At 62.0% G+C, this 18,823-nt stretch carries 21 protein-coding genes; 16 read left to right on the top strand and 5 right to left on the bottom strand.

Annotated elements, in window-relative coordinates:
- Nucleotides 1-114 precede the first annotated feature (114 nt).
- Nucleotides 115-585, top strand: a complete 471-nt coding sequence (locus SFU85_06280) for a hypothetical protein (protein ID MDX6766380.1) — start codon at nucleotides 115-117, stop codon at nucleotides 583-585.
- 9 nt (nucleotides 586-594) lie between these two features.
- Here SFU85_06280 and SFU85_06275 read toward each other — a convergent pair whose 3' ends face one another.
- A complete protein-coding gene (locus tag SFU85_06275) occupies nucleotides 595-1,266 on the bottom strand; it encodes an SDR family oxidoreductase (protein ID MDX6766379.1) in 672 nt (223 codons plus the stop codon).
- 128 nt (nucleotides 1,267-1,394) lie between these two features.
- Here SFU85_06275 and bioB point away from each other — a divergent pair, with 128 nt between their 5' ends.
- The 10 genes from bioB to SFU85_06225 all read left to right on the top strand — a co-directional run bounded on the left by bioB (nucleotide 1,395) and on the right by SFU85_06225 (nucleotide 9,414).
- Entirely contained in the window at nucleotides 1,395-2,387 is a 993-nt protein-coding gene (gene bioB, locus SFU85_06270) for a biotin synthase BioB (protein ID MDX6766378.1), read from the top strand.
- 172 nt (nucleotides 2,388-2,559) lie between these two features.
- Nucleotides 2,560-2,850, top strand: coding sequence for a hypothetical protein (locus SFU85_06265; protein ID MDX6766377.1), 291 nt, complete (start codon nucleotides 2,560-2,562; stop codon nucleotides 2,848-2,850).
- Nucleotides 2,851-3,047: 197 nt separating this feature from the next.
- Complete coding sequence (locus SFU85_06260; protein ID MDX6766376.1) at nucleotides 3,048-3,527, top strand: DUF2721 domain-containing protein; 480 nt, start codon at nucleotides 3,048-3,050, stop codon at nucleotides 3,525-3,527.
- Nucleotides 3,524-3,781 carry a hypothetical protein gene (locus tag SFU85_06255; protein ID MDX6766375.1) on the top strand — a complete coding sequence of 86 codons (258 nt, stop codon included), beginning with the start codon at nucleotides 3,524-3,526 and terminating at the stop codon, nucleotides 3,779-3,781. Before SFU85_06260 ends, SFU85_06255 begins: the two co-directional genes overlap by 4 nt.
- A gap of 82 nt (nucleotides 3,782-3,863) precedes the next feature.
- Nucleotides 3,864-4,904, top strand: coding sequence for a Gfo/Idh/MocA family oxidoreductase (locus tag SFU85_06250; protein ID MDX6766374.1), 1,041 nt, complete (start codon nucleotides 3,864-3,866; stop codon nucleotides 4,902-4,904).
- A 136-nt stretch (nucleotides 4,905-5,040) separates the two neighbouring features.
- Entirely contained in the window at nucleotides 5,041-5,457 is a 417-nt protein-coding gene (gene mce / locus SFU85_06245) for a methylmalonyl-CoA epimerase (GenBank protein MDX6766373.1), read from the top strand.
- Between the two features lie 28 nt (nucleotides 5,458-5,485).
- A complete protein-coding gene (locus tag SFU85_06240; GenBank protein MDX6766372.1) occupies nucleotides 5,486-7,039 on the top strand; it encodes an acyl-CoA carboxylase subunit beta in 1,554 nt (517 codons plus the stop codon).
- Nucleotides 7,040-7,065: 26 nt separating this feature from the next.
- Nucleotides 7,066-7,434 (top strand): hypothetical protein, encoded by a 369-nt coding sequence (locus SFU85_06235; protein ID MDX6766371.1) that lies wholly within the window; start codon nucleotides 7,066-7,068, stop codon nucleotides 7,432-7,434.
- 31 nt (nucleotides 7,435-7,465) lie between these two features.
- Entirely contained in the window at nucleotides 7,466-7,867 is a 402-nt protein-coding gene (locus SFU85_06230) for a biotin/lipoyl-containing protein (protein ID MDX6766370.1), read from the top strand.
- A gap of 47 nt (nucleotides 7,868-7,914) precedes the next feature.
- Nucleotides 7,915-9,414: an acetyl-CoA hydrolase/transferase family protein gene (locus SFU85_06225; protein ID MDX6766369.1), complete on the top strand. Its 1,500-nt coding sequence runs from the start codon at nucleotides 7,915-7,917 to the stop codon at nucleotides 9,412-9,414.
- A 23-nt stretch (nucleotides 9,415-9,437) separates the two neighbouring features.
- On the opposite strand, the gene SFU85_06220 is transcribed toward SFU85_06225, so the two are convergent.
- From SFU85_06220 to SFU85_06205, 4 genes are all read right to left on the bottom strand, one after another.
- Nucleotides 9,438-9,770, bottom strand: a complete 333-nt coding sequence (locus SFU85_06220) for a carbohydrate porin (GenBank protein ID MDX6766368.1) — start codon at nucleotides 9,768-9,770, stop codon at nucleotides 9,438-9,440.
- Between the two features lie 18 nt (nucleotides 9,771-9,788).
- On the bottom strand, nucleotides 9,789-10,541 hold the full coding sequence (locus tag SFU85_06215; protein MDX6766367.1) for a carbohydrate porin: 753 nt from the start codon (nucleotides 10,539-10,541) through the stop codon (nucleotides 9,789-9,791).
- Nucleotides 10,542-11,092: 551 nt separating this feature from the next.
- Nucleotides 11,093-11,656, bottom strand: coding sequence for a LemA family protein (locus SFU85_06210; GenBank protein ID MDX6766366.1), 564 nt, complete (start codon nucleotides 11,654-11,656; stop codon nucleotides 11,093-11,095).
- Entirely contained in the window at nucleotides 11,656-12,339 is a 684-nt protein-coding gene (locus tag SFU85_06205) for a hypothetical protein (GenBank protein ID MDX6766365.1), read from the bottom strand. The genes SFU85_06210 and SFU85_06205 overlap by 1 nt, the downstream gene beginning before the upstream one ends.
- A 178-nt stretch (nucleotides 12,340-12,517) precedes the next feature.
- Here SFU85_06205 and SFU85_06200 point away from each other — a divergent pair, with 178 nt between their 5' ends.
- The 5 genes from SFU85_06200 to gspG all read left to right on the top strand — a co-directional run bounded on the left by SFU85_06200 (nucleotide 12,518) and on the right by gspG (nucleotide 18,819).
- Nucleotides 12,518-14,455 (top strand): hypothetical protein, encoded by a 1,938-nt coding sequence (locus tag SFU85_06200; protein MDX6766364.1) that lies wholly within the window; start codon nucleotides 12,518-12,520, stop codon nucleotides 14,453-14,455.
- Between the two features lie 47 nt (nucleotides 14,456-14,502).
- A complete protein-coding gene (locus SFU85_06195; GenBank protein MDX6766363.1) occupies nucleotides 14,503-16,068 on the top strand; it encodes a GspE/PulE family protein in 1,566 nt (521 codons plus the stop codon).
- Between the two features lie 62 nt (nucleotides 16,069-16,130).
- A complete protein-coding gene (locus SFU85_06190) occupies nucleotides 16,131-17,345 on the top strand; it encodes a type II secretion system F family protein (GenBank protein ID MDX6766362.1) in 1,215 nt (404 codons plus the stop codon).
- Nucleotides 17,342-18,397, top strand: a complete 1,056-nt coding sequence (locus SFU85_06185) for a hypothetical protein (GenBank protein MDX6766361.1) — start codon at nucleotides 17,342-17,344, stop codon at nucleotides 18,395-18,397. Before SFU85_06190 ends, SFU85_06185 begins: the two co-directional genes overlap by 4 nt.
- Nucleotides 18,394-18,819 (top strand): type II secretion system major pseudopilin GspG, encoded by a 426-nt coding sequence (gene gspG, locus SFU85_06180; GenBank protein MDX6766360.1) that lies wholly within the window; start codon nucleotides 18,394-18,396, stop codon nucleotides 18,817-18,819. The genes SFU85_06185 and gspG overlap by 4 nt, the downstream gene beginning before the upstream one ends.
- Nucleotides 18,820-18,823 lie beyond the last annotated feature (4 nt).

The raw sequence follows: 18,823 nt of genomic DNA, 5'->3' as shown, positions 1-18,823 counted from the left end.
AGCTTCCACTTGGTTGGTCTTCTTTGGTTTTTAGTGACCTGTTCATCAGGGAACGTCTGCGGAGCGGAAACCACGGAAGACACCCGGGAAACTTATCTTCACCAGCCCACCGGCATGCTTTTTCCGGCCACCGTGGCAGGTCTACCCCGCCAGTTCATCCAAACCGATGCCCCCTTTCCTAGGGGTGCCAAGGCCCAGTATCTGGACACCGACAAGAGCAGAAAGACACTAACTTTCTTCCTAACCGCAGATGTGATTATCATACCAAGAGACGCCGTTCCGGTAGAGAAATGGCTCGAATCGGGGGCGCAAACCCTGAAACAAACCCGGGCCAATTTCCAAATGGAAGAAAATCCGACTTTCCCCATCCTCAACTCGCGTAAATCCAAACCTCAACTCGCCACATTTTCTTTCGACCGTGAAGGCTGGAATGACCGCATGTGCGTGAAGAACCTACTCTTCTCTAGGGGCAGTCATGTCAACCATTTCCAATTTGGTTGCACGGCCGCCCATCAAAAAAAGTGGAACACGAGTATCAATAACTTTCTTGCGGAATTCCTCAAGCAGATTCCGGATGAGCCCTGAATTTTGATATCAAGCCAACTTGACGACGCGTCCGGTCGGACTTCCGTCGGGGAGGGCCAAGAGATCGAGGATGGGCGGTGCGGCTTCGAAGGGCGGCCTGCCCCCGGTATGCATCTCGGTGTCGAGGAACGGCGGCTCCACGGCGTTGACCAGGATGTTTTTCCCCCTCAGTTCAAATGCGGTGGTCTTGGTCAGGGAATCGAGGGCGCATTTGGAGGCACAGTAGGCCGAGGCCGTGGGGTAATGCTTGAGCGGGGCGCTGATGTTGACGATGCGCCCGTAGTCACGCGCCAGCATCCCGGGCAACACCGCCCGCATCAGCAGGAACGGGCCGCGCAGGTTTGTCGCCAGTGCCTGGTCCCAGTCGACGATGTCGGTTTCCTGCACGGCCGCTTTGCGGGGGAAAAAGCCCGCATTGTTGACCAAAGCATCGACAGGCCCGAGCTCGGCCTGGATCTCACCCACCGCCGTGGCCACTTCGGTGGAAACGGACACGTCCGTTGACCGGAGCCATACCCGGCCTCCCTGCGCGCGAATCAATTCCGCGGTCTCGGACAATTTTCCCGGCCTCCGCCCTAGCAGGGCCACTTGGGCACCCTCCGCGGCCAAGGCCAGGGCCAGCGCCCTGCCCAGCCCGCTGCCCGCTCCCGTCACCAACACCAACCGGTTTTCGAATCGCATCCCCAACCGTAACACGGAAAACGCACCCTCCAAATCCCGGTTCCTCAACGGAATCGCCCGCCGCCACCCGCCCTTGGAGCCGCTTGGGATTGACAAAGCCGTATCCCAAGGGGAACTTAAATTTCCCCATGGCGAAATCCCTCCCCTTTTCCGAAATCCAGGCCATTTACCAGCTTCCCTTCTTCGAGCTGATCCAAAGGGCCCGCCAGGTTTATGTGGAAAATTGGGCCGACCCGGAGGTCCAACTCTGCACGCTCCTGAGCATCAAGACCGGTGGATGCAGCGAAGATTGCTCCTACTGTGCCCAGAGCTCCCATTACCACACCGGTTTGGAAAAAGAATCGCTCCTGGGCGTGGACGAAGTGATGGAACACGCCCGCCGGGCCAAAGCCTCGGGTTCGACCCGCTTCTGCATGGGCGCCGCCTGGAAAGGTGTCCGCGAGGGCACGGAAAAATTCGAGCAGGTCAAAGGCATCATCCGCGAGGTCAGCACCCTAGGCATGGAAGTCTGCGTCACCCTCGGCAGCCTGACGGAAAAAGCCGCGGAAGAACTCAAGGAAGCCGGGGTCACCGCCTACAACCACAACATCGACACTTCCCCCGAACACTACCCCAACATTGTCTCCACCCACACCTTCGACGACCGCCTCCAGACCATCCGGCACGCCCAACAGGCCGGCATGGATGTCTGCTGCGGCGGCATCCTCGGCCTCGGCGAGTCGACGGAAGACCGGCTCCGTATGTTGGAAGTGCTGTGCGCCTTCAACCCGCCCCCGGAGAGCGTGCCGATCAACGCCCTCATGCCCATGAAAGGCACCCCGCTGGAAGACCATGCCCCCGTCGATCTCTTCGACCTGGTGCGCATGATCGCCACCACCCGCATCGCCCTCCCCAAGACCAAGGTCCGCCTCTCCGCCGGACGCACCCAGATCTCCCCGGAAGGCCAGGCCCTCTGCTACTTCGCTGGCGCCAATTCCATCTTTTACGGCAGCAAACTCCTGACCGCGGACAACCCCCGCGAAAACGACGACCAGCGCCTGCTGGAAAAACTCGGCCTGCGGCAGATGGAACCCAAAACGTCCTGCATGCACGACGCCGAAAAAGCCGCGGCTGTCGCCTGACGCGATCGATCGGCATCGGAGCGCACCCTCTCCTCATCACATCCGACAGCGCACAGCCCAGAATCCGGACCCGGGATGCTCCGGCGCCGGCGCATGTTGCGCTGAACGTATTTTCGCTCGCCATCTTGCCTGCCCTGCCCTGGCCACTATGCCGAAAAGTGATACCACAGCCATGAACCTGAAGACCCCCAACGATTTCATCCGCCACCATCTGCCAGCTCTGGAAATGACCGGCGTACTCATGCGCATCTTCAGCTTTTCCCTGGTGAGCTGGCTCGGCCCGGCCAGCCCCTTTCTTTTCATCTGGGTTGTCAACACCATCGATGCCGTCCTTCTGGCCTGGTGTTCGTTCCTGAAAAAGGACCGGGCCTACACCCTCCTGAACACCTTTTGGATCTTCGTGGGCATCATCGGGATCTACCGGGCCAGCGCGGTCTTCATCGAGCCCTCCGCCACCCCTTGATACGGTGGATCAACCACCGCGCACAGAGGAGAATGAACGGAAACGTGTTGGCCCAGCCAGAAACTCCACTTCGCTGCCCTGGAGCCTGACACATGAACGCACTCAACCTATTTTTGGGGACCAGTGAAGCGGAGAGGCTGCATCGCAAAGAGACTGCCATCTTGCCAGCGGCGGCCTGCTCCATCATGCTGCAACCCATGAATCCGACCGACGGCTTCACCCACCTCACCCACATCCTGCAGGCTTCGATCGCACCCGTCATCCTTGTTTCCGGCATCGGTTTGCTCCTGCTCAGCCTGACCAACCGCCTGGGACGCCTGATCGACCGCTCACGCCAACTCGCAAGGGAGATGCCTTCCGCCAAGGGAAGCCAACGGACCCAGATCGACGCCCAGATCTCCGTCATCTTCCAACGCGCACGCTACCTCAAATTCGCCACTCTCATGTCCGGCCTCGGCATCCTGCTCCTCGCGGTCCTCATCATCGGACTCTTCCTCTGTTCCCTGCTTGCCCTCGACGGCAGCGCGGTCATCGTGGTGCTCTTCGTCAGCATCCTCCTCTGCCTCATCTGCTCCATGTCCGCTTTCCTCCTCGAAGTCAACCTGAGCCTCGAAGCCCTCAAGGTCGAATTGGGCGAGCGCCGCTTGGCCGGAAGCAAGGACCACCCAGATCCATGAACGAATCCGGGCCAGAGCCACTGAAAGACGATCCCTTCCGCAGAATCGGCCGCTTCTACATGATGGAGCACGATGCCATCCACCACATTCTTGAGGAACGCGGCATCGCCTACGAAATCGCCTTCATCGACAGAACCCAGCAAACCGGTCGGGGGCGCAATTTCGGACTCAAGGTCCAGTTCGACCTCTTCATCCACCGCGACTCGATGAAAGAAGCCCGCATCCTGCTGGAACGCTTTCTTCCCAAAGTTTAAGTCGGGACTGTGTCTGGGTTCCGGTGATTCCTCTTTCCTCTTTCCGCTTGATGGCCCGGAAGTCCAGGGTCATCGTATCTGCGTGAATCCCCGGGGAATCGACCGCCCGTTGCGCTGGGGCATTCTTTCCACCGGTCGCATCGCCCGCACCTTCGCCTCCCAACTCCCCCAGGGCAACGGCACCCTTGTCGCGGTGGCCAGCCGCTCCATCAGAGAGGCCCGGGCCTTTGCCACCACAGTCCCCGGAGCCACCCCCCACGGCAGTTACCAGGAACTCCTGGACAATCCTTCGGTTGAAGCCGTCTATATTGCCACACCGCACCCGTTCCACGTCGAATGGGCCACGCGCGCCGCTGCCGCGGGCAAGCACATCCTCTGCGAAAAGCCCATGGGCATGAGCGCATCCCAGGTGGAGCTCGCCATCACGGCCGCTCGGATTCATGGGGTCTTCCTGATGGAAGCGTTCATGTATCGCTGCCATCCAGTGACGGCTTTCCTGATCGAGTGGGTCCGCGCGGAACGTCTCGGCCGCCTGCAACACATCGCCGCCTGCTTCAGCTTCGATGCCCCGGTTCCGCCGGAACATCGCCTGGTCGCCCTGGCGCTGGGGGGAGGCGGCATTCTCGATATCGGTTGTTACCCCATTTCCCTGATCCGCCTGCTCGCCGGCGCGTCAGCCAACAAACCCTTCGCGGAACCGCTCACTTTCAAGGGCACGGCACGCCTCCTGCCCACGGGGGCGGATGGGGCCGCCTCCGCCCTCCTGACCTTTGCCGACGGGTTGACCGCCGAAGCCCACTGTGGCGTGGCCCTCCAACGGGGAGCATGGGTCGAGCTCACCGGCACCCGCGGTCGATTGAGGATCGACCAACCATGGCTTTCCAGATGGCTCGGACGCAACGCCCTCGTCTGGCACCAACCTCATGGACGATTCTGGAGTGTTCCACACCCGGTATTTTCCGCCCGTCCGGTCTATGCGCTCCAGGCGGCGGAAGTGGCCCGTTGCGTTCGCTCAGGCCTCAAGCAATCCCCAAAAATCAGCTGGGACGACAGTCTGGGCAATGCACGGGTCTTGGATGCCTGGCTCGCCGAGGCCGGAGTCCATCACCCCAACCCAGCTTAGACGCAGGGAGGCCTGGAGGCATGAATTAGGCTTAATTCGCTTATATTAGCTTGGTTTATAAATTAGAATTTTTAATATTTGGCTGGCCAAAAGGCCCCTGTAGGCCTTAAATGAAGCCGCAACTTAAGGAGCCCTAATGATTAAACACATCGACCACCTCGGTATCGCCGTCAAATCCCTCGACGAATCCATTCCCTACTACGAAAACGCCCTGGGGCTGAAATGTGAGAAGCGCGAGGAAGTTGTCTCACAAAAGGTCAAGACCGCCTTTTTCAATTGCGGCGAAGTCCACCTCGAACTCTTGGAACCCACTTCCCCGGACAGCCCGATTGCCAAATTCCTGGAAAAAAATCCCCATGGCGGCATCCACCATGTGGCCTTCGCCACAGATGGCATCGAAGCCCAACTGGCCCAGGCCAAAGCCGCCGGCTGCCAGGTCATCCATGAAGTCCCCTTCGAAGGGGCCGCCGGGAAACTGGTCGCCTTCCTCCACCCCAAGTCCACCCAGGGTGTCCTGACCGAGTTCTGCATGCCCAAGCCCGCCTCCACTTAAAACCCAACACCTAAACCTTTATACGCACATGCCCATCCAACCCGCACTGCTTGATGAACTGAAAAAAAACCGCGCGAAAATCCGCGCCGCCGGGGGCGAGGACAAAATCGCCGCCCGTCATGCCAAGGGAGTCCTTTCCGCCCGCGAACGCGTGGAACAATTCGTCGCCCACGGCTCCTTCCAGGAAATGGGCACGCACGGCGACAATTCCTGCCAAGACTTCGGCCTCAAGGGCAAATCCATGCCCGGCGACGGCGTCATCACCGGCATCGGCCAGGTCGACGGACGACCTGTGGCCCTGATCTCGCAGGACTTCACCGTCGGCGGGGGCTCGCTCGGAAAGATCCATGCCCGCAAGATCACCGACCTGATGAAACATGCCCTGCACTGCGGCATGCCCGTGGTGGCCATCAATGACTCCGGCGGAGCCCGCATTCAGGAGGGCGACGAGGCCCTGTCCGGCTACGGCAGCGTCTTCTTCCACAACGTCCTCCTCTCCGGCGTGGTGCCCCAGATCTCCATCGTGGCCGGCCCCTGCGCCGGAGGCGCGGCCTACTCCCCCGCCCTGATGGACTTCATCATCATGGTCAAGGGCAGCTCGAACATGTTCATCTGCGGACCCGATGTCATCAAGGCGGTCACCGGCCAGAAGTGCACCATGGACGACATCGGCAGCCCGATGGCCCACGCCTCGGTCAGCGGCAACATCCACTTCCTGGCTGAAAACGACCAGCACGCCCTCGCCCTCACCGCCCGCCTCATCTCCTTCCTCCCCTCCAACAACCTGCTCGATCCACCCCACCGCCCGACCCCCTCGATCAACCTCGTCCCGGATGAAGACATGAACGCCCTCGTCCCGGACGACGCCAAGACCCCGCTCGACGCCCTCAAGGTCATCGCCCGTCTGGTCGATGGCGGCGAATTCCTCGAAGTGCACCAGGAGTGGGCAAAGAACATCGTCATCGGCTTCGGACGGATCGAGGGGATCGTCGTCGGCATCGTTTCCAACCAACCCACGGTCAAGGCCGGCACACTCGACATCGACAGCTCGGACAAGGCGGCCCGTTTCATCCGCTTCTGCAATGTCTTCAACATCCCCATCGTCACCTTGGTGGATGTCCCCGGCTTCATGCCCGGGGTGCAACAGGAACGCGGCGGCATCATCCGCCACGGCGCCAAAATGCTCTTCGCCTACGCCGCCGCCACGGTGCCGAAAATCACCATCATCATGCGCAAGGCCTACGGCGGCGCCTACCTCGCCATGTGCTGCAAGGACATGGGGGCGGACTTCGTCTACGCCTGGCCCACCGCCGAGATCGCCGTCATGGGCGCCGAGGGGGCGGTCACCATCCTGCACAAGAAAAAGATCGCCGAGGCCGAGGACCCCAAGGCCCTCCAGGCCAAATTGGTCCAGGAATACCGCGACAAGTTCTGCTCCCCCTACAACGCCGCCGCCAAGGCCATGATCACCGATGTCATCGCCCCTTCGGAAACCCGCGCCACCGTGGCCCTGGCCCTGCGCAATTCCCTCACCAAACGCGAAACCCGTCCCCCGAAGAAACACGGCACCATCCCGCTCTAAAGCCAGACACCCCCAAACCATCCGCCATGAACCCAGATCCCTCATTCGGCATGCTTGTCCCCCTCGTCTTGGTGCTGGTCACCTGCGTCATCGCCCTCATCGCGGTCAACCTCACCCTGCTGTCGCGCATCAAAGGGATGGGCCTCAAGCCCATTGGATCCACCGACACTCCGGCACAGTCCTCGACTGTCCCCGCATCGTCTCCGGCAGCCGAACCCATCCCCGCCCATCATCTGGCCATCATCACCGCCGTCGTCTCCAGCCTGGTCCGCCAACCCCACATCCTCCTCGACGCCCGTGCCCTCGACACCCCCCCGGAATGGACCCAATCCATGCTCCATACCTGGACCGTGGAAGGCCGCTCCGCCATCTTCAGTTCCCACAAAGTGCGCTGAACCCCTCACTCCTCCACTCACCCCCATCCCCATGATCAAAAAACTCCGAGTCACCATTGAAGGCAAGGCCTACGAAGTCGACGTCGAGGTCCTCGACACCGGCCACCCTGCCGTCGTTCCCGTCAGCGCACCTGCGCCTGCTCCTGTTGCCAGGACGAGCCCACCCAGCCCCGCCACTCCCGCGGCCCCGGCCGCTTCCTCACCAACCGCTCCCGCTGGTCCCGGCAGTATCCTCAGCCCGCTCGCCGGACGCGTGGTCGCGGTCGGCGTCCAGGTCGGCCAGGAAGTCAAAGAAGGCGACCAACTCCTCACCCTCGAAGCCATGAAAATGAACACCTTCGTCAACGCCAACCGTTCCGGAAAGGTCACCGCCCTCCACGTGGCCGTCGGTGACGCCGTCGAAGAAGGCCAGGCCATGCTGCAGATCGAATAACCCCCTCAGCTTAAAACTGAATACTTAAACCCAAAAACTCTCCAGCCATGCCCCTCCCCCGCCTCACCGCCGAACAGGCCGCCTCCCTCATCCAACACGGTGACACCATCGGATTTTCCGGCTTTACCCCCGCCGGTGCCGCCAAGGCCATTCCGAAAGCCCTTGCCATCCGCGCCAAAAACGAACATGCAGCAGGACGCCCCCTGCAAATTGGGGTGGTGACCGGCGCCTCCACCGGGGATTCCCTCGACGGCGAACTCGCCCGGGCCGAGGCCATCGCCTGGCGCACGCCCTATCAATCGAACAAGCACCTGCGCGAGGCCATCAACTCCGGCAAGACCCGCTTCTTCGACATGCACCTCTCCACCCTTCCCCAGAACGTGCGCTACGGATTCCTGGGCAAATTCCAGTGGGCCATCATCGAGGCCTGTGACGTGACCGAGGACGGGCGCATCTACCCCACGACCTCCGTGGGCGCCTCCCCCACATTTTGCCGTGTGGCCGACAAGATCCTGATTGAAGTCAACCGGGCCCATCCCGCCGCCCTGCGCGGACTGCACGACATTTACGAACCCAAGGACCCGCCCTACCGCGATCCCATCCCCCTCACCAATTGTTCCAACCGGATCGGACGCCCCTACATCAAGGTCGATCCCTCCAAAATTGCCGGTCTCATCGAGACCAATCTGCCCGACGAAGTGGGCGGCTTCGACCCGGCGGATGAAACCACCAACCAGATCGGACGCAACGTGGCCGGGTTCCTGGCCGCCGAGATCCGGGCCGGTCGCATCCCCCCGGACTTCCTCCCCTTGCAATCCGGCGTGGGCAACATCGCCAATGCCGTCCTGGCCGCCATCGGCCAGCACCCCGACATCCCGCCCTTTGAAATGTTTTCCGAAGTCATCCAGGATTCGGTCATCGCCCTGATCAAATCGGGCAAGTGCCTCTTCGCCACCGGCACCTCCTTGACCGTCAGTCCGCCAGTTCTCCAGGAAATCTACGCCAATCTGGATTTCTACCGCCCGCGCCTCTGCCTGCGCCCGCAGGAAATCACCAACCATCCCGAACTGGTCCGCCGCCTGGGGATCATCACCGTCAACACCGCCCTCGAGGTCGACCTCTCCGGCAACGTCAATTCCACCCACGTCATGGGCTCCAACATGATGAACGGAATCGGCGGTTCCGGCGACTTCACCCGCAACGGCTACATCTCCATCTTCACCTGTCCTTCCCTGGCCAAGGGCGGGAAAATCAGCCCGATCGTGCCCCTGGTCAGCCACATGGATCACAGCGAACACTCGGTGCAGGTCATCGTCACCGAACAGGGCGTGGCCGATCTGCGCGGGAAGAATCCGCACGAGCGTGCCTCACTCATCGTCGACTGCTGCGCCCACCCCGATTTCCGGGAAGAATTGCACGGCTACTTCGACCGGGTGAAAAACGGCCACACCCCGGCCACACTCGGCGGGGCCTTCGCCATGCATCAGCAGTTCCTCGACACCGGCAACATGCGCGGCGTCGATTGGTCACGATTCTTCAAGTCTTAAAGCGCCGTTCGGTAGGCGTCCTTTCAAAAAAGGAGCGTGCTGCGGATACCGACCACCAGCGCGTCGCCGGCAAAACGGCCATCTTGATCCCGGGGTATCCCGCCCGATGGGTTGACAATGTATTGGATGTCGGGCTGGACCTTCCACCAGGGTGTCGCTTGGCACACATAACAGACCTCGACCACGAATTCGTTGCCGTCGTGGAATTGCCCGTTGCTGTCGGTGTTTGCTGTTTGGAAGCTTCCGGAATGGTTGGTGTTGAGCACGCCGATTGCGGCCGCGTCGGCGTCACGCCCGGGGATTAACCCGGTATAGACCAGACCCCCGCCCAGTTCCCAATTGTGGTCGTTGATCACGCTGGGGGCATGGTCGAATTAAGCGAAGAGGGCCAGACCCTGTGAGGGTTCCTTGCTTTCCGTCCAGACCCATTGGTCGGCGCGAAGGTAGACCACCTGGTTTTCCACCACCTCGCTGCCGAAGAAGGCCTGGCTGGGCGTTGGACGCCCCTCAGCGGCATGGACATAACAGCCCGCCTTGTACACCCCCGGGAGACCATTCCAGCCATGATCCGGGTCGAGTCGGTAGCCTGCTTCCAGGGCTGCGACCAAGCCGAACTGGAAATCATAACGCACACCCGTGGTGTTGAGCGGTCCTCCGTTTTGGTCCACCGCCCCGTCAGGATTTCCTTCTCCAACCGCTCCCATGAGATAGGCCCCCGGAGCCGCACGAACGCGGGGTTCAAGAAGGATTCGAGCCGCCAGGCCGGCCACGGCAAACTGGCTGTGGCCATCGAATGCCGAAACGATACCGGAGTAGCCGAAGTTGTTCACCAATAGGGTGGCGGCGAGGTCGGAGGTGGCAAACTCCTCATCCAGGGCAACCTGCCCCAGACGCACCGACAATCTGCCATCCCAGGTGGTGTGCTGATACCAAGCTTCGTAGAGCCGGAGCGTGTCGTAAGCATTGATGCTGCTGGAGTCGATGAAACTGCCACTGTCGTCCGGTGTGCCGCGGCCATACGTGTAGTGGGCATTGACATGGAATAGTCCTCCGTTCCATGCCCCTGCTTTTTCCGTGTCCAGCTCGACGCCCAAATCGATGAGCCCAGGGTAGGAGCTTTTCTTCACCCGGCCTCCATGGACATTTTGGAAAAAATCCTGGAGCCATTCACCCTGCCAAGTGAATCCCTTTTCTTCCCACCGCGATCGCAGTCCACCCCAATCGCCCGTCAGGCCAGGGACTGGCCCCTCATCTGCAGTCTTTTCAAGTCCATCCAAACCCAATCCTGTGCCAGCCTTTAATTCTAAAATCCCTGTAACGAGATAGATTATACCAAATCCAGCTAGGAACCGTGTTTTTCTCCTAAACATAGGCACTTGTGGGCATTTCATTTCCATGGAACATTCGCTTCCTTATTGATATCTAGTCTCATTTACTAAGCGAATTCCCCGTTTCTGCCAATTCTTTTTTACGACCGCTGATCGCTTTTTCTGCAAAAGGGATTCGCATCGGATGGCCTGATCCATGAAGAGAAGTGTTGGTTCCAAGACGGCACTGTTTGCCGATTCTCTGTGCTGGCGACTGGAGACATGTGTGCCTGAAGCTGTTCCTTTACTCGCATGAGGCGAAGTCAATCAACCTGCGCTAAGGCTACAAAGTCAGCTTCATGTTGACGGAATCAGTCAAAGGCCACTCCCGGAACCTGGCGGATGGCGGGATCGACCTCGAAGTAACCCGCCGGCCGGAAAGCGAATGCCCGGGCCACGAGGTTGCTGGGGAAGGCGTCGCACTTGTTCTGGTATTCCCGGACGTTGCCATTGTAGAACCGGCGGGCGGCCTGGATGCGGTCCTCGGTCCGGACCAGCTCTTCCTGGAGGCGGAGAAAATGGGCGTCGGCCTTCAGGGTGGGATAGTTTTCCGCCAGGGCCAACAGACCTCCCAGACCCCGGGCCAGTTCACCCTCGCGGGCGGAACGATCGGCGATTCCCTCCGCCCCCAGGGCCCGGGTGCGCAGTTCCGCAACGCGGGCGAATAGGGCGGCTTCGTGGGCGGCGTAACCCCGGGCGACTTCCACCAGATTGGGGATGAGTTCGTGCCGTCGTTTCAGTTCGGTGTCCACGTTGCTCCAGGATTCGCGGATGTGGTTGCGGAGCGATACCAGCCCGTTGAACTGCCCGATGATGTAACCCAAAGGCAGGAGAACGAAGAGAACGAGCAGGATCAGGAGGGGTACGATTTCCATCACGTTTGGTTTTCGGTGAGCAGATACCCGGGCAGGCGCTCGTGTATTCCGGCCATGAAGGCCAGGAGGGGTTCGATATGGGGGATGTCGAGGGTGCCTTTGTCGATGACAGCCAGATGGTTTCCCTCGATTTCCACCGTGGTCCCTGTCCGCCGCATGAGCCATTCCATCATGAGGGGATGGATGACATCGTAGGCGAACTTCCGGTCCGGGGATTTGACCTTGAAGGTGCGGGAGAATTCGGCCGACTCGAAATCGATGTCGTCGAATCCGAAGACGGCGGCCACACGATCCAGGAAGTTTTCCGGGGAAATCACCAGTTCGGGGAAAGCCCGCGGAAGCGGGCTGACCGCGGCCCGGAAATGGTAGTGGGTTGTCCGCCGGTTTTTCCCGGCTCCACTGGTGACTTGATAGTGGTATTCGAAAAGATCGAAGGCCCTACCGGAAAACTCTCCGCGGAAACGGTGGTGGAGGTAGCGGTTGTCCCCTTGGCTGAAGTGCCTGAGGAATGCGTAGGACCGGGCGGCGGCGGGATCTTTCTCCGGTTGGTAGGTCCATCCCGCGGCGGTGGCGAAGGCCCGGAAGGCTTCACGGCGTTTTTTTTCGAGATGCCAGCCAACGAGGACCACTGAAATGAACACCAGGACTAGTCCCCCGAAGAGCAGAAAAGGCCATGGGTCCATGCCCTGAAGTTATGCCTTCCGCAGAGAAGAGGGCAAGGCGGATGCTGAACGCTTGGACACGGGATGGATACCCGCATGTCCGGCCCTGTCGTTCCTGATGGATCGGAGATTGAAAATCAGGGAAACCCCGCCCGCCTTTTTCCTCGAAGAGGGCGTCCGCTTGGTGTTTCATCGGACCATGAAGCTTGGCGCTTTCTGGGTATGGGTGATCCTGGGGACGGTCACCGGCTTCGGCCTTGGCTGGGGGTTGGGGCGCTTGCGACCGGTGGAGCAGACAAACACCGTGGCAGGCCAGCAAACGGGCGGGGGGCAAGCTGCCACTTCGCCTTCCGTGAACAGACCGTTCTGGAAGTCCGTGCAGGAGGACGGCACGACCGGCGGCCAGACGGCTCCGGGCGACGTCCTGGGCCGGATGAACATGCTCTTCAAGCAAAAGGCGGGGTTTCAGCGGACGCGCGCGCTGTTGAATTTGATGGCCGAAATCCCGCCGGGGGAAATTCCAGCCTTGTTGGACCAAGTGGTGGCCATGCCTTCCCAACCGGACCAGGAACAAACCCTGGCGGTGCTCTTTGAACGTTGGGCGGAGTCCGACCCGCGCCAGGCCCTGGCCTACGCACAAAGAAACAAAACCAAGGGCAACTTCCAAAGCATGGCCATCCAACAAGTGTTTGCCGCCTGGGGACAACAGGATGCCGCCGCGGCCCTGGCCGCGGCCCGCGCCATGACCGATGGGAACGAAAAACGACAGGCCCTTTCGGCGGTCATGTCCGGGATGGCCCAGGAGGATCCGCCCCGGGCCTTTGAAATGTTGTTATCGCTGAACGACGGTTCGTTGCTGGAAAACGGCGGATGGTCCGTGGTTTACGCCTGGGCGCGCAAGGACCCCCAGGCGGCGGCGGCGCGGCTACAGGCCCTGCCACCCGGCGACAGCCGGCAGAACCTGCTCTCCAACGCCGTTTCCATCTGGGCCAACCAGGACCCGCAGGCGGCCATGGCCTGGGTGCGGACCCAGCCGGAGGGCCAGGAAAAAGACCGCATGCTCAGCACAGTGCTCAGCACCATGGCCCAAAGAAATCCCGAAGAAGCCGCCGCCCTTGCCACCGCCCTCCCCCCCGGACGGACCCGGGACCAGGCCATGAGCCAAATCGTCTTCCAATTGGCCCAACAAGATCCCAACAAAACATTCCAGTGGGCCCGGCAAAACCTCCAGGGCGAAGCTCTGCGCAACGCCGCGCAGAACATTTTTTCCCAATGGACCCAGAAGAATCCCCAGGAGGCCATGGCCTTTGCCATGAACCTCGACGCCACCCAGAACCGGAGCGAGGGCATCGCCGCCGTGGCCGGCAACTGGTTCGGAAAAGACCCCAAGTCTGCCATGGCCTGGTTGAAAACCTTCCCCCAAGACGACGAGGCTTTCGCCAAAGTCGTCCAGAATGCCGCCTACCGCTGGGCGGATACCGACCCCCAACAAGCCGCAGCCTTTGCCTTTTCCATCAAGGACGAGCGCACGCGAAGTTCCCTCCTTTCCGCCGCCGCGGGCCAATGGGCACGCCGCGACCCCCAGGGCGCGCTGCGCTGGGCTCAAAGTCTTCCCGATGAGTCCGCCCGAAGGGATGCCTTCAGCAACGCCGTCTCCGGCTGGGCGCAGGAGAACGTGACCGCCGCCGCCGCATTCCTCGATTCCCAACCCGACGGGCCCCTCAAGTACTCGGCCGTGAACTCTGTGGCCGCCCAATGGAGCCGCCAGAATCCCCAAAAAGCCGCCGATTGGGTCGCCCGCCTCCCGGAAACCGATGAAAAAAAGAATGCTGTCAGCAATGTCGCCCGCCAGTGGCTCGAACAGGACAAGACCACCGCGTCGAAATGGATCGCCAACCTTCCCGCCGGAGGAGCCCGCGACCGGGCGGTGGAGCAGATCCTCAGTGTGACCCGCGAAAGCGACCCCGAACTGGCCGCGGAATGGGCCGGCACCATCTCCGACGCCAACCAACGCCGCAACCGCCAGACCCAGATTTTCACCAATTGGTTGAGAAAAGACCCCGCCTCCGCCCGGGCCGCCATCAGCGCTTCCTCCCTATCCGACGAAGACAAGGGCCGACTCCTGCAACCGAAGTGAATCCGCTCGGTCGTTGACTCGAAGCCGGGACGATCTAACCTGAGCGGATGCCCTCCGGTGCCCTTGCCCAGGTAGACGAGGTGGAGCAGATCCTGCCGGAATGTGAACTCGCGGGCTTTTCCGCCACGCCCGAATTGCGCGCCCTGATCCCCGCTTCGATCGCCCTCGGCTTCCAGGTTCTTCCCGTCCATGCCGACGAGCAGGAAGTCTGGATCGCCACCGCCGACCCGCTCAACCTGGCCGCCCGCCAATTGGTTCCCCTTCACCTCGACCGTCCGATTCGGTGGGTCCAAGCCCCCGCCCCCAAGCTGCACGAGGCCCTGCGCAACACCTTCGGCGTCGGGGCCGACACCTTCGAGGCCATCATGGAGGGCCGCGACCCCGAGGAGGCGCTGGAGGACATGCGCCAGGAGACCACCGACCTCGACGAGGAGGACAGCGAGGCCTCGGTGATCAAATTCGTCAACCAGATCCTCCAGGAAGCCCTGCGCCAGCATGCCACCGACGTCCACGTCGAACCGCTGGAGGACGACCTGCGTATCCGCTACCGGATTGATGGAGTCCTGTCCGAAACCCCGGTCCCGTCCAACATCCAGATGCTCAAGGCCTCGGTCATCGCACGCCTCAAGATCATGGCCAACCTCGACATCGCCGAGAAGCGCCTCCCGCAGGACGGCCGCATCAACCTGGAATACGAGGGCGAGGCAATCGACGTCCGCGTGGCCACCATCCCCACCGTCCACGGGGAAACCGTCAGCCTCCGCCTTCTGGGGCAGGAAAAATTCGATTTCATCCGGCTGCGCCTCGAGCCCGCACAGGAAAAAATCGTCCGCGATCTGATCAAATTGCCCAACGGCATCATCCTCGTCACCGGTCCGACCGGGAGCGGAAAGTCGACCACGCTTTACACCCTGCTCTCCATGCTCAACACCCTCGAGCGGCGCATTGTCACCGTCGAGGACCCGGTCGAGCACAAGCTTTCAGGCGTGATGCAGATCGCCATCAAACCGGAAATCGACCTGACCTTTGCCAAAGGCCTGCGCAGCATCCTCCGCGCGGATCCGAATGTCATCATGGTCGGGGAAATGCGCGATTTCGAAACGGCCGAAATCGCCATCCGCGCGGCCCTGACCGGACACCTGGTCTTCAGCACCCTCCACACCAACGACGCCATCGGCGGGATCACCCGCCTCATCGACATGGGGGTGGAGCCGTTCCTGGTCGCCTCCTCGGTCCGGGCTTTTATCGCCCAAAGACTGGTCAGGACACTATGCCCGCACTGCCGCCAGAAAACCGACCACGCGCCGGAATACCTGCGCGATATCCGGTATCCCTTCCCCTCCGAGGCCGTTTACAAGGCGGTCGGGTGCGAGCGCTGCCGCCTGACCGGTTATGACGGCCGGCTGGCCCTCTATGAAGTCGTTCCCGTGACCCCGCACCTGCACGACGCCATCTGCCGCCGCGCCACCACCGGCGAACTGCGCAGGATCGCCATCGAGGAAAAAATGGTCCCCTTGGTCCACTACGGATGGGCCAAGGTCCGCCAGGGCACGACCACCATCGAAGAAGTGATGCGCGTCACCACCGCCGACCTCGAAGTTCTGGATGAGTGACACCCCATTCCCTGCTTTTTTGGGCTTAAAACTTCACACATAAACATCAACCCTTCAAAGCCGTGCCCTCTTTCACCTACACCGCCGTGGCCTCCGGGGGCAAACGCGTCCAGGGCACCCTGGAAGCCCCCAGCCGGCAAGCCGCGCTCCAGCAACTGGATGGAAAGAGCCTGCAGCCCGTCTCTCTCAAGGCGGTAGAGAATTCGGTTTCCATGGCGGCGGGCGGCTCGGTCAAGCTCAGCCAGGCACAGGTGATCCTTTTTTCCGAGGATGTGGCCGATCTGCTGGATGCCGGCCTGCAGTTGGAAGCAGCGCTGAAGGTGGTCGAGGAACGACCGGGGGCCGGCAATCTCCAGATCGTGGCCGCGCGCGCGCGACGGCTGGTGCGCGAGGGCACACCCTTCGCCACCGCCCTCCGCCAGGCCTCTCCCAGCTTCGGCGAACTCTACTGCAGCATGATCGCCGCGGGTGAGGCCAGCGGGGTGATGGGGGACATGATGCGACGCCAGATCAACTACCTCCGGGTCATGCAGGAACTGCGCAGCCAGATGCAACAGGCCCTGATTTATCCCGCCTTCATCTGCGGCGCCGGCGGGGTGGTGTTGATCCTGTTCATGACCGTGCTTCTGCCCCAGTTGGAATCGCTCTTTGCCCAGACCAAGGGCCACCTGCCGCTCCTGACCCAATGGCTCATCCTCGCCGCCCGTTTTGTCACCGCTTGGTGGCCGGTCCTGCTGGGGATCGGGACGGCCATCGGATTCGCCTGGCGCCAATGGGTCCGCACCCCCCGCGGACGGGCCTGGTGGGATGAACGCCAATTGAGCCTGCCTGTCTTCGGCTCGTTGCTCATGGTGCGCTTTTACGCCCAGTTCGCCCACACCCTCGGCAGTCTGGCCGCCAACGGCATCCCCCTCTTGCAGGGCATGAAGCTGACCGCCCAGGCCACCCAGAATGTTTTTCTTCGCGCCAAAATGGACCGCATGGGCGACGCCGTCGGCGACGGCGGGTCGCTTTCCCGGGCCATGAAGGTGGCCGGGATCTTCCCCCAGCTTTTCACCGACATGGTGGGCGTGGGGGAGCGCACCGGGGATCTGCCGCGGGCCCTGGAACGCGCGGCCCAGCGCTACGACAAGGAGATGCAGTCCGGCCTGACCCGCATGATGGGCCTGATCCAACCCACGGTGATTTTGGTGATTGCCCTCGGGGTCGGTTTGGTGGCGTACTCAGTGGTGAACACCATCATGGAAGCGGTCAGCTCGCTCAAGGTCCAACGATGACTCCCCGGTCCATTCACACCTGTTTGCCCGCTTTCGCCGCCTTGGTCTTCCTGGCGGCGCCGCCGGATCTCCGTGCCACCGACCCCTGGGTCTGGGATGCCGGCGTCCCCAGGGTTGCTCCGGCCTGGATCACTTCCGTTCAGTCCACCCCGGGCTCCACACTCGATGCCTTCCAGTTCCACGTGCGGCCCGCCACCCGACCGGGACGCGCGCTTGCCGTCACCGCCTTTTACCAGGATGGCACCGGCGGCGTCCTGCGCGTTCTCTGGAGCGGGACCGGTGGCGGCGATCTTCTCCTTGGCGACCGTTTGATCGAGGGGGTGGACATGCTCAACCGCCGCACCCTCCTCATCCCAGCCGAAACCGCCGCCAGCGGGGGCGCGGTGGTGGTGCAGTGCGACGCCGGCAGCGCCCGGCTCAAGCGCCTCGCCTTTGACTGGGTGGCCGCTTCCGCCGTTTACGCCTCCGATGAGTCCCGGGCTCCTTACGTCTTGCTCGACGAACGCGGCATTGGACGTAGCGAAGCCGAGGGCGCGCCGCCCGAGCCCCGGGATGATGCCCTGCGTTCGCGGGTGGTCGCCGCCCTTCTGCAGGACGCCCCGGTCGCTTTGACCGAGGATCCGGCGTTCCAAGCGGAATTGGTGGCGATCCCGGATCGCGTGCTCTGGGAGTGCGAGGTGGCCAATCTGGACCCGGGCAGCCCGCTCCTGCTTTGGATCAACAACCGTATGGCCGGGGAAGTGTCGGTGGAATTCCCCGACCTTTGGGATCCGGGCTGGTTCCGTGAGCCCGATGGACGGACCAGACACGCCGGCTGGCGCAAGGCCCGGGCCTGGGTCGACCGGTCCCTTCTCCATGCCGGCTCCAACCTTTTCCAACTCGATGCCCCCTTGTCCTTCGGGGGCGGCCCTTCCGTCCGCCGCGTGTTCTTCCAGGCCGCATTCGATCCCCCGCCCGCCCTCCTGCCCGTTCCCTCCGCCACCACGGGATTGAATCCCGATACGATCCAAACGATCCAACCTCCAGCGAATTCCAACACCCTCACCCCATGAAAAAACGCAAATCCTCCCAAGCAGGTTTCACCCTGTTTGAAATCATGATCGTCGTCGGCATCATCGTCGTGCTGGCCGGCGGGGTCATCTTCAAGATCAAGGGCACCACCGAAGTGGCCAAGAAGATCCAGGTCGACAACGACCTCAACGCCATCACCACCCAGCTGCGCACGTATGAACTGTTCTCCCTCTCCCTGCCCACCACCGAACAGGGATTGGAAGCGTTGGTCAACAAGCCCTCCAGCCCGCCGGTGCCGCGCCGTTGGGAGCAACTCATGGCCACCCTCCCGACCGATCCCTGGAATTCCCCCTACGTCTACCGCAACCCGGGCACGCACAATCCCGGCAGCTTCGACCTCTTTTCCCTCGGGCCCGACAAAAAGGAAAGCGACGACGATATCGGCAACTGGGGCACCAAGTGACCCG

The organism is Candidatus Methylacidiphilales bacterium (assembly GCA_033875315.1).
GTDB lineage: Bacteria > Verrucomicrobiota > Verrucomicrobiia > Methylacidiphilales > CAZTYG01 > JANRJG01.
Note: the sequence above shows the minus strand (reverse complement) of the source record. Positions and strands in the feature narration are given on the sequence as shown.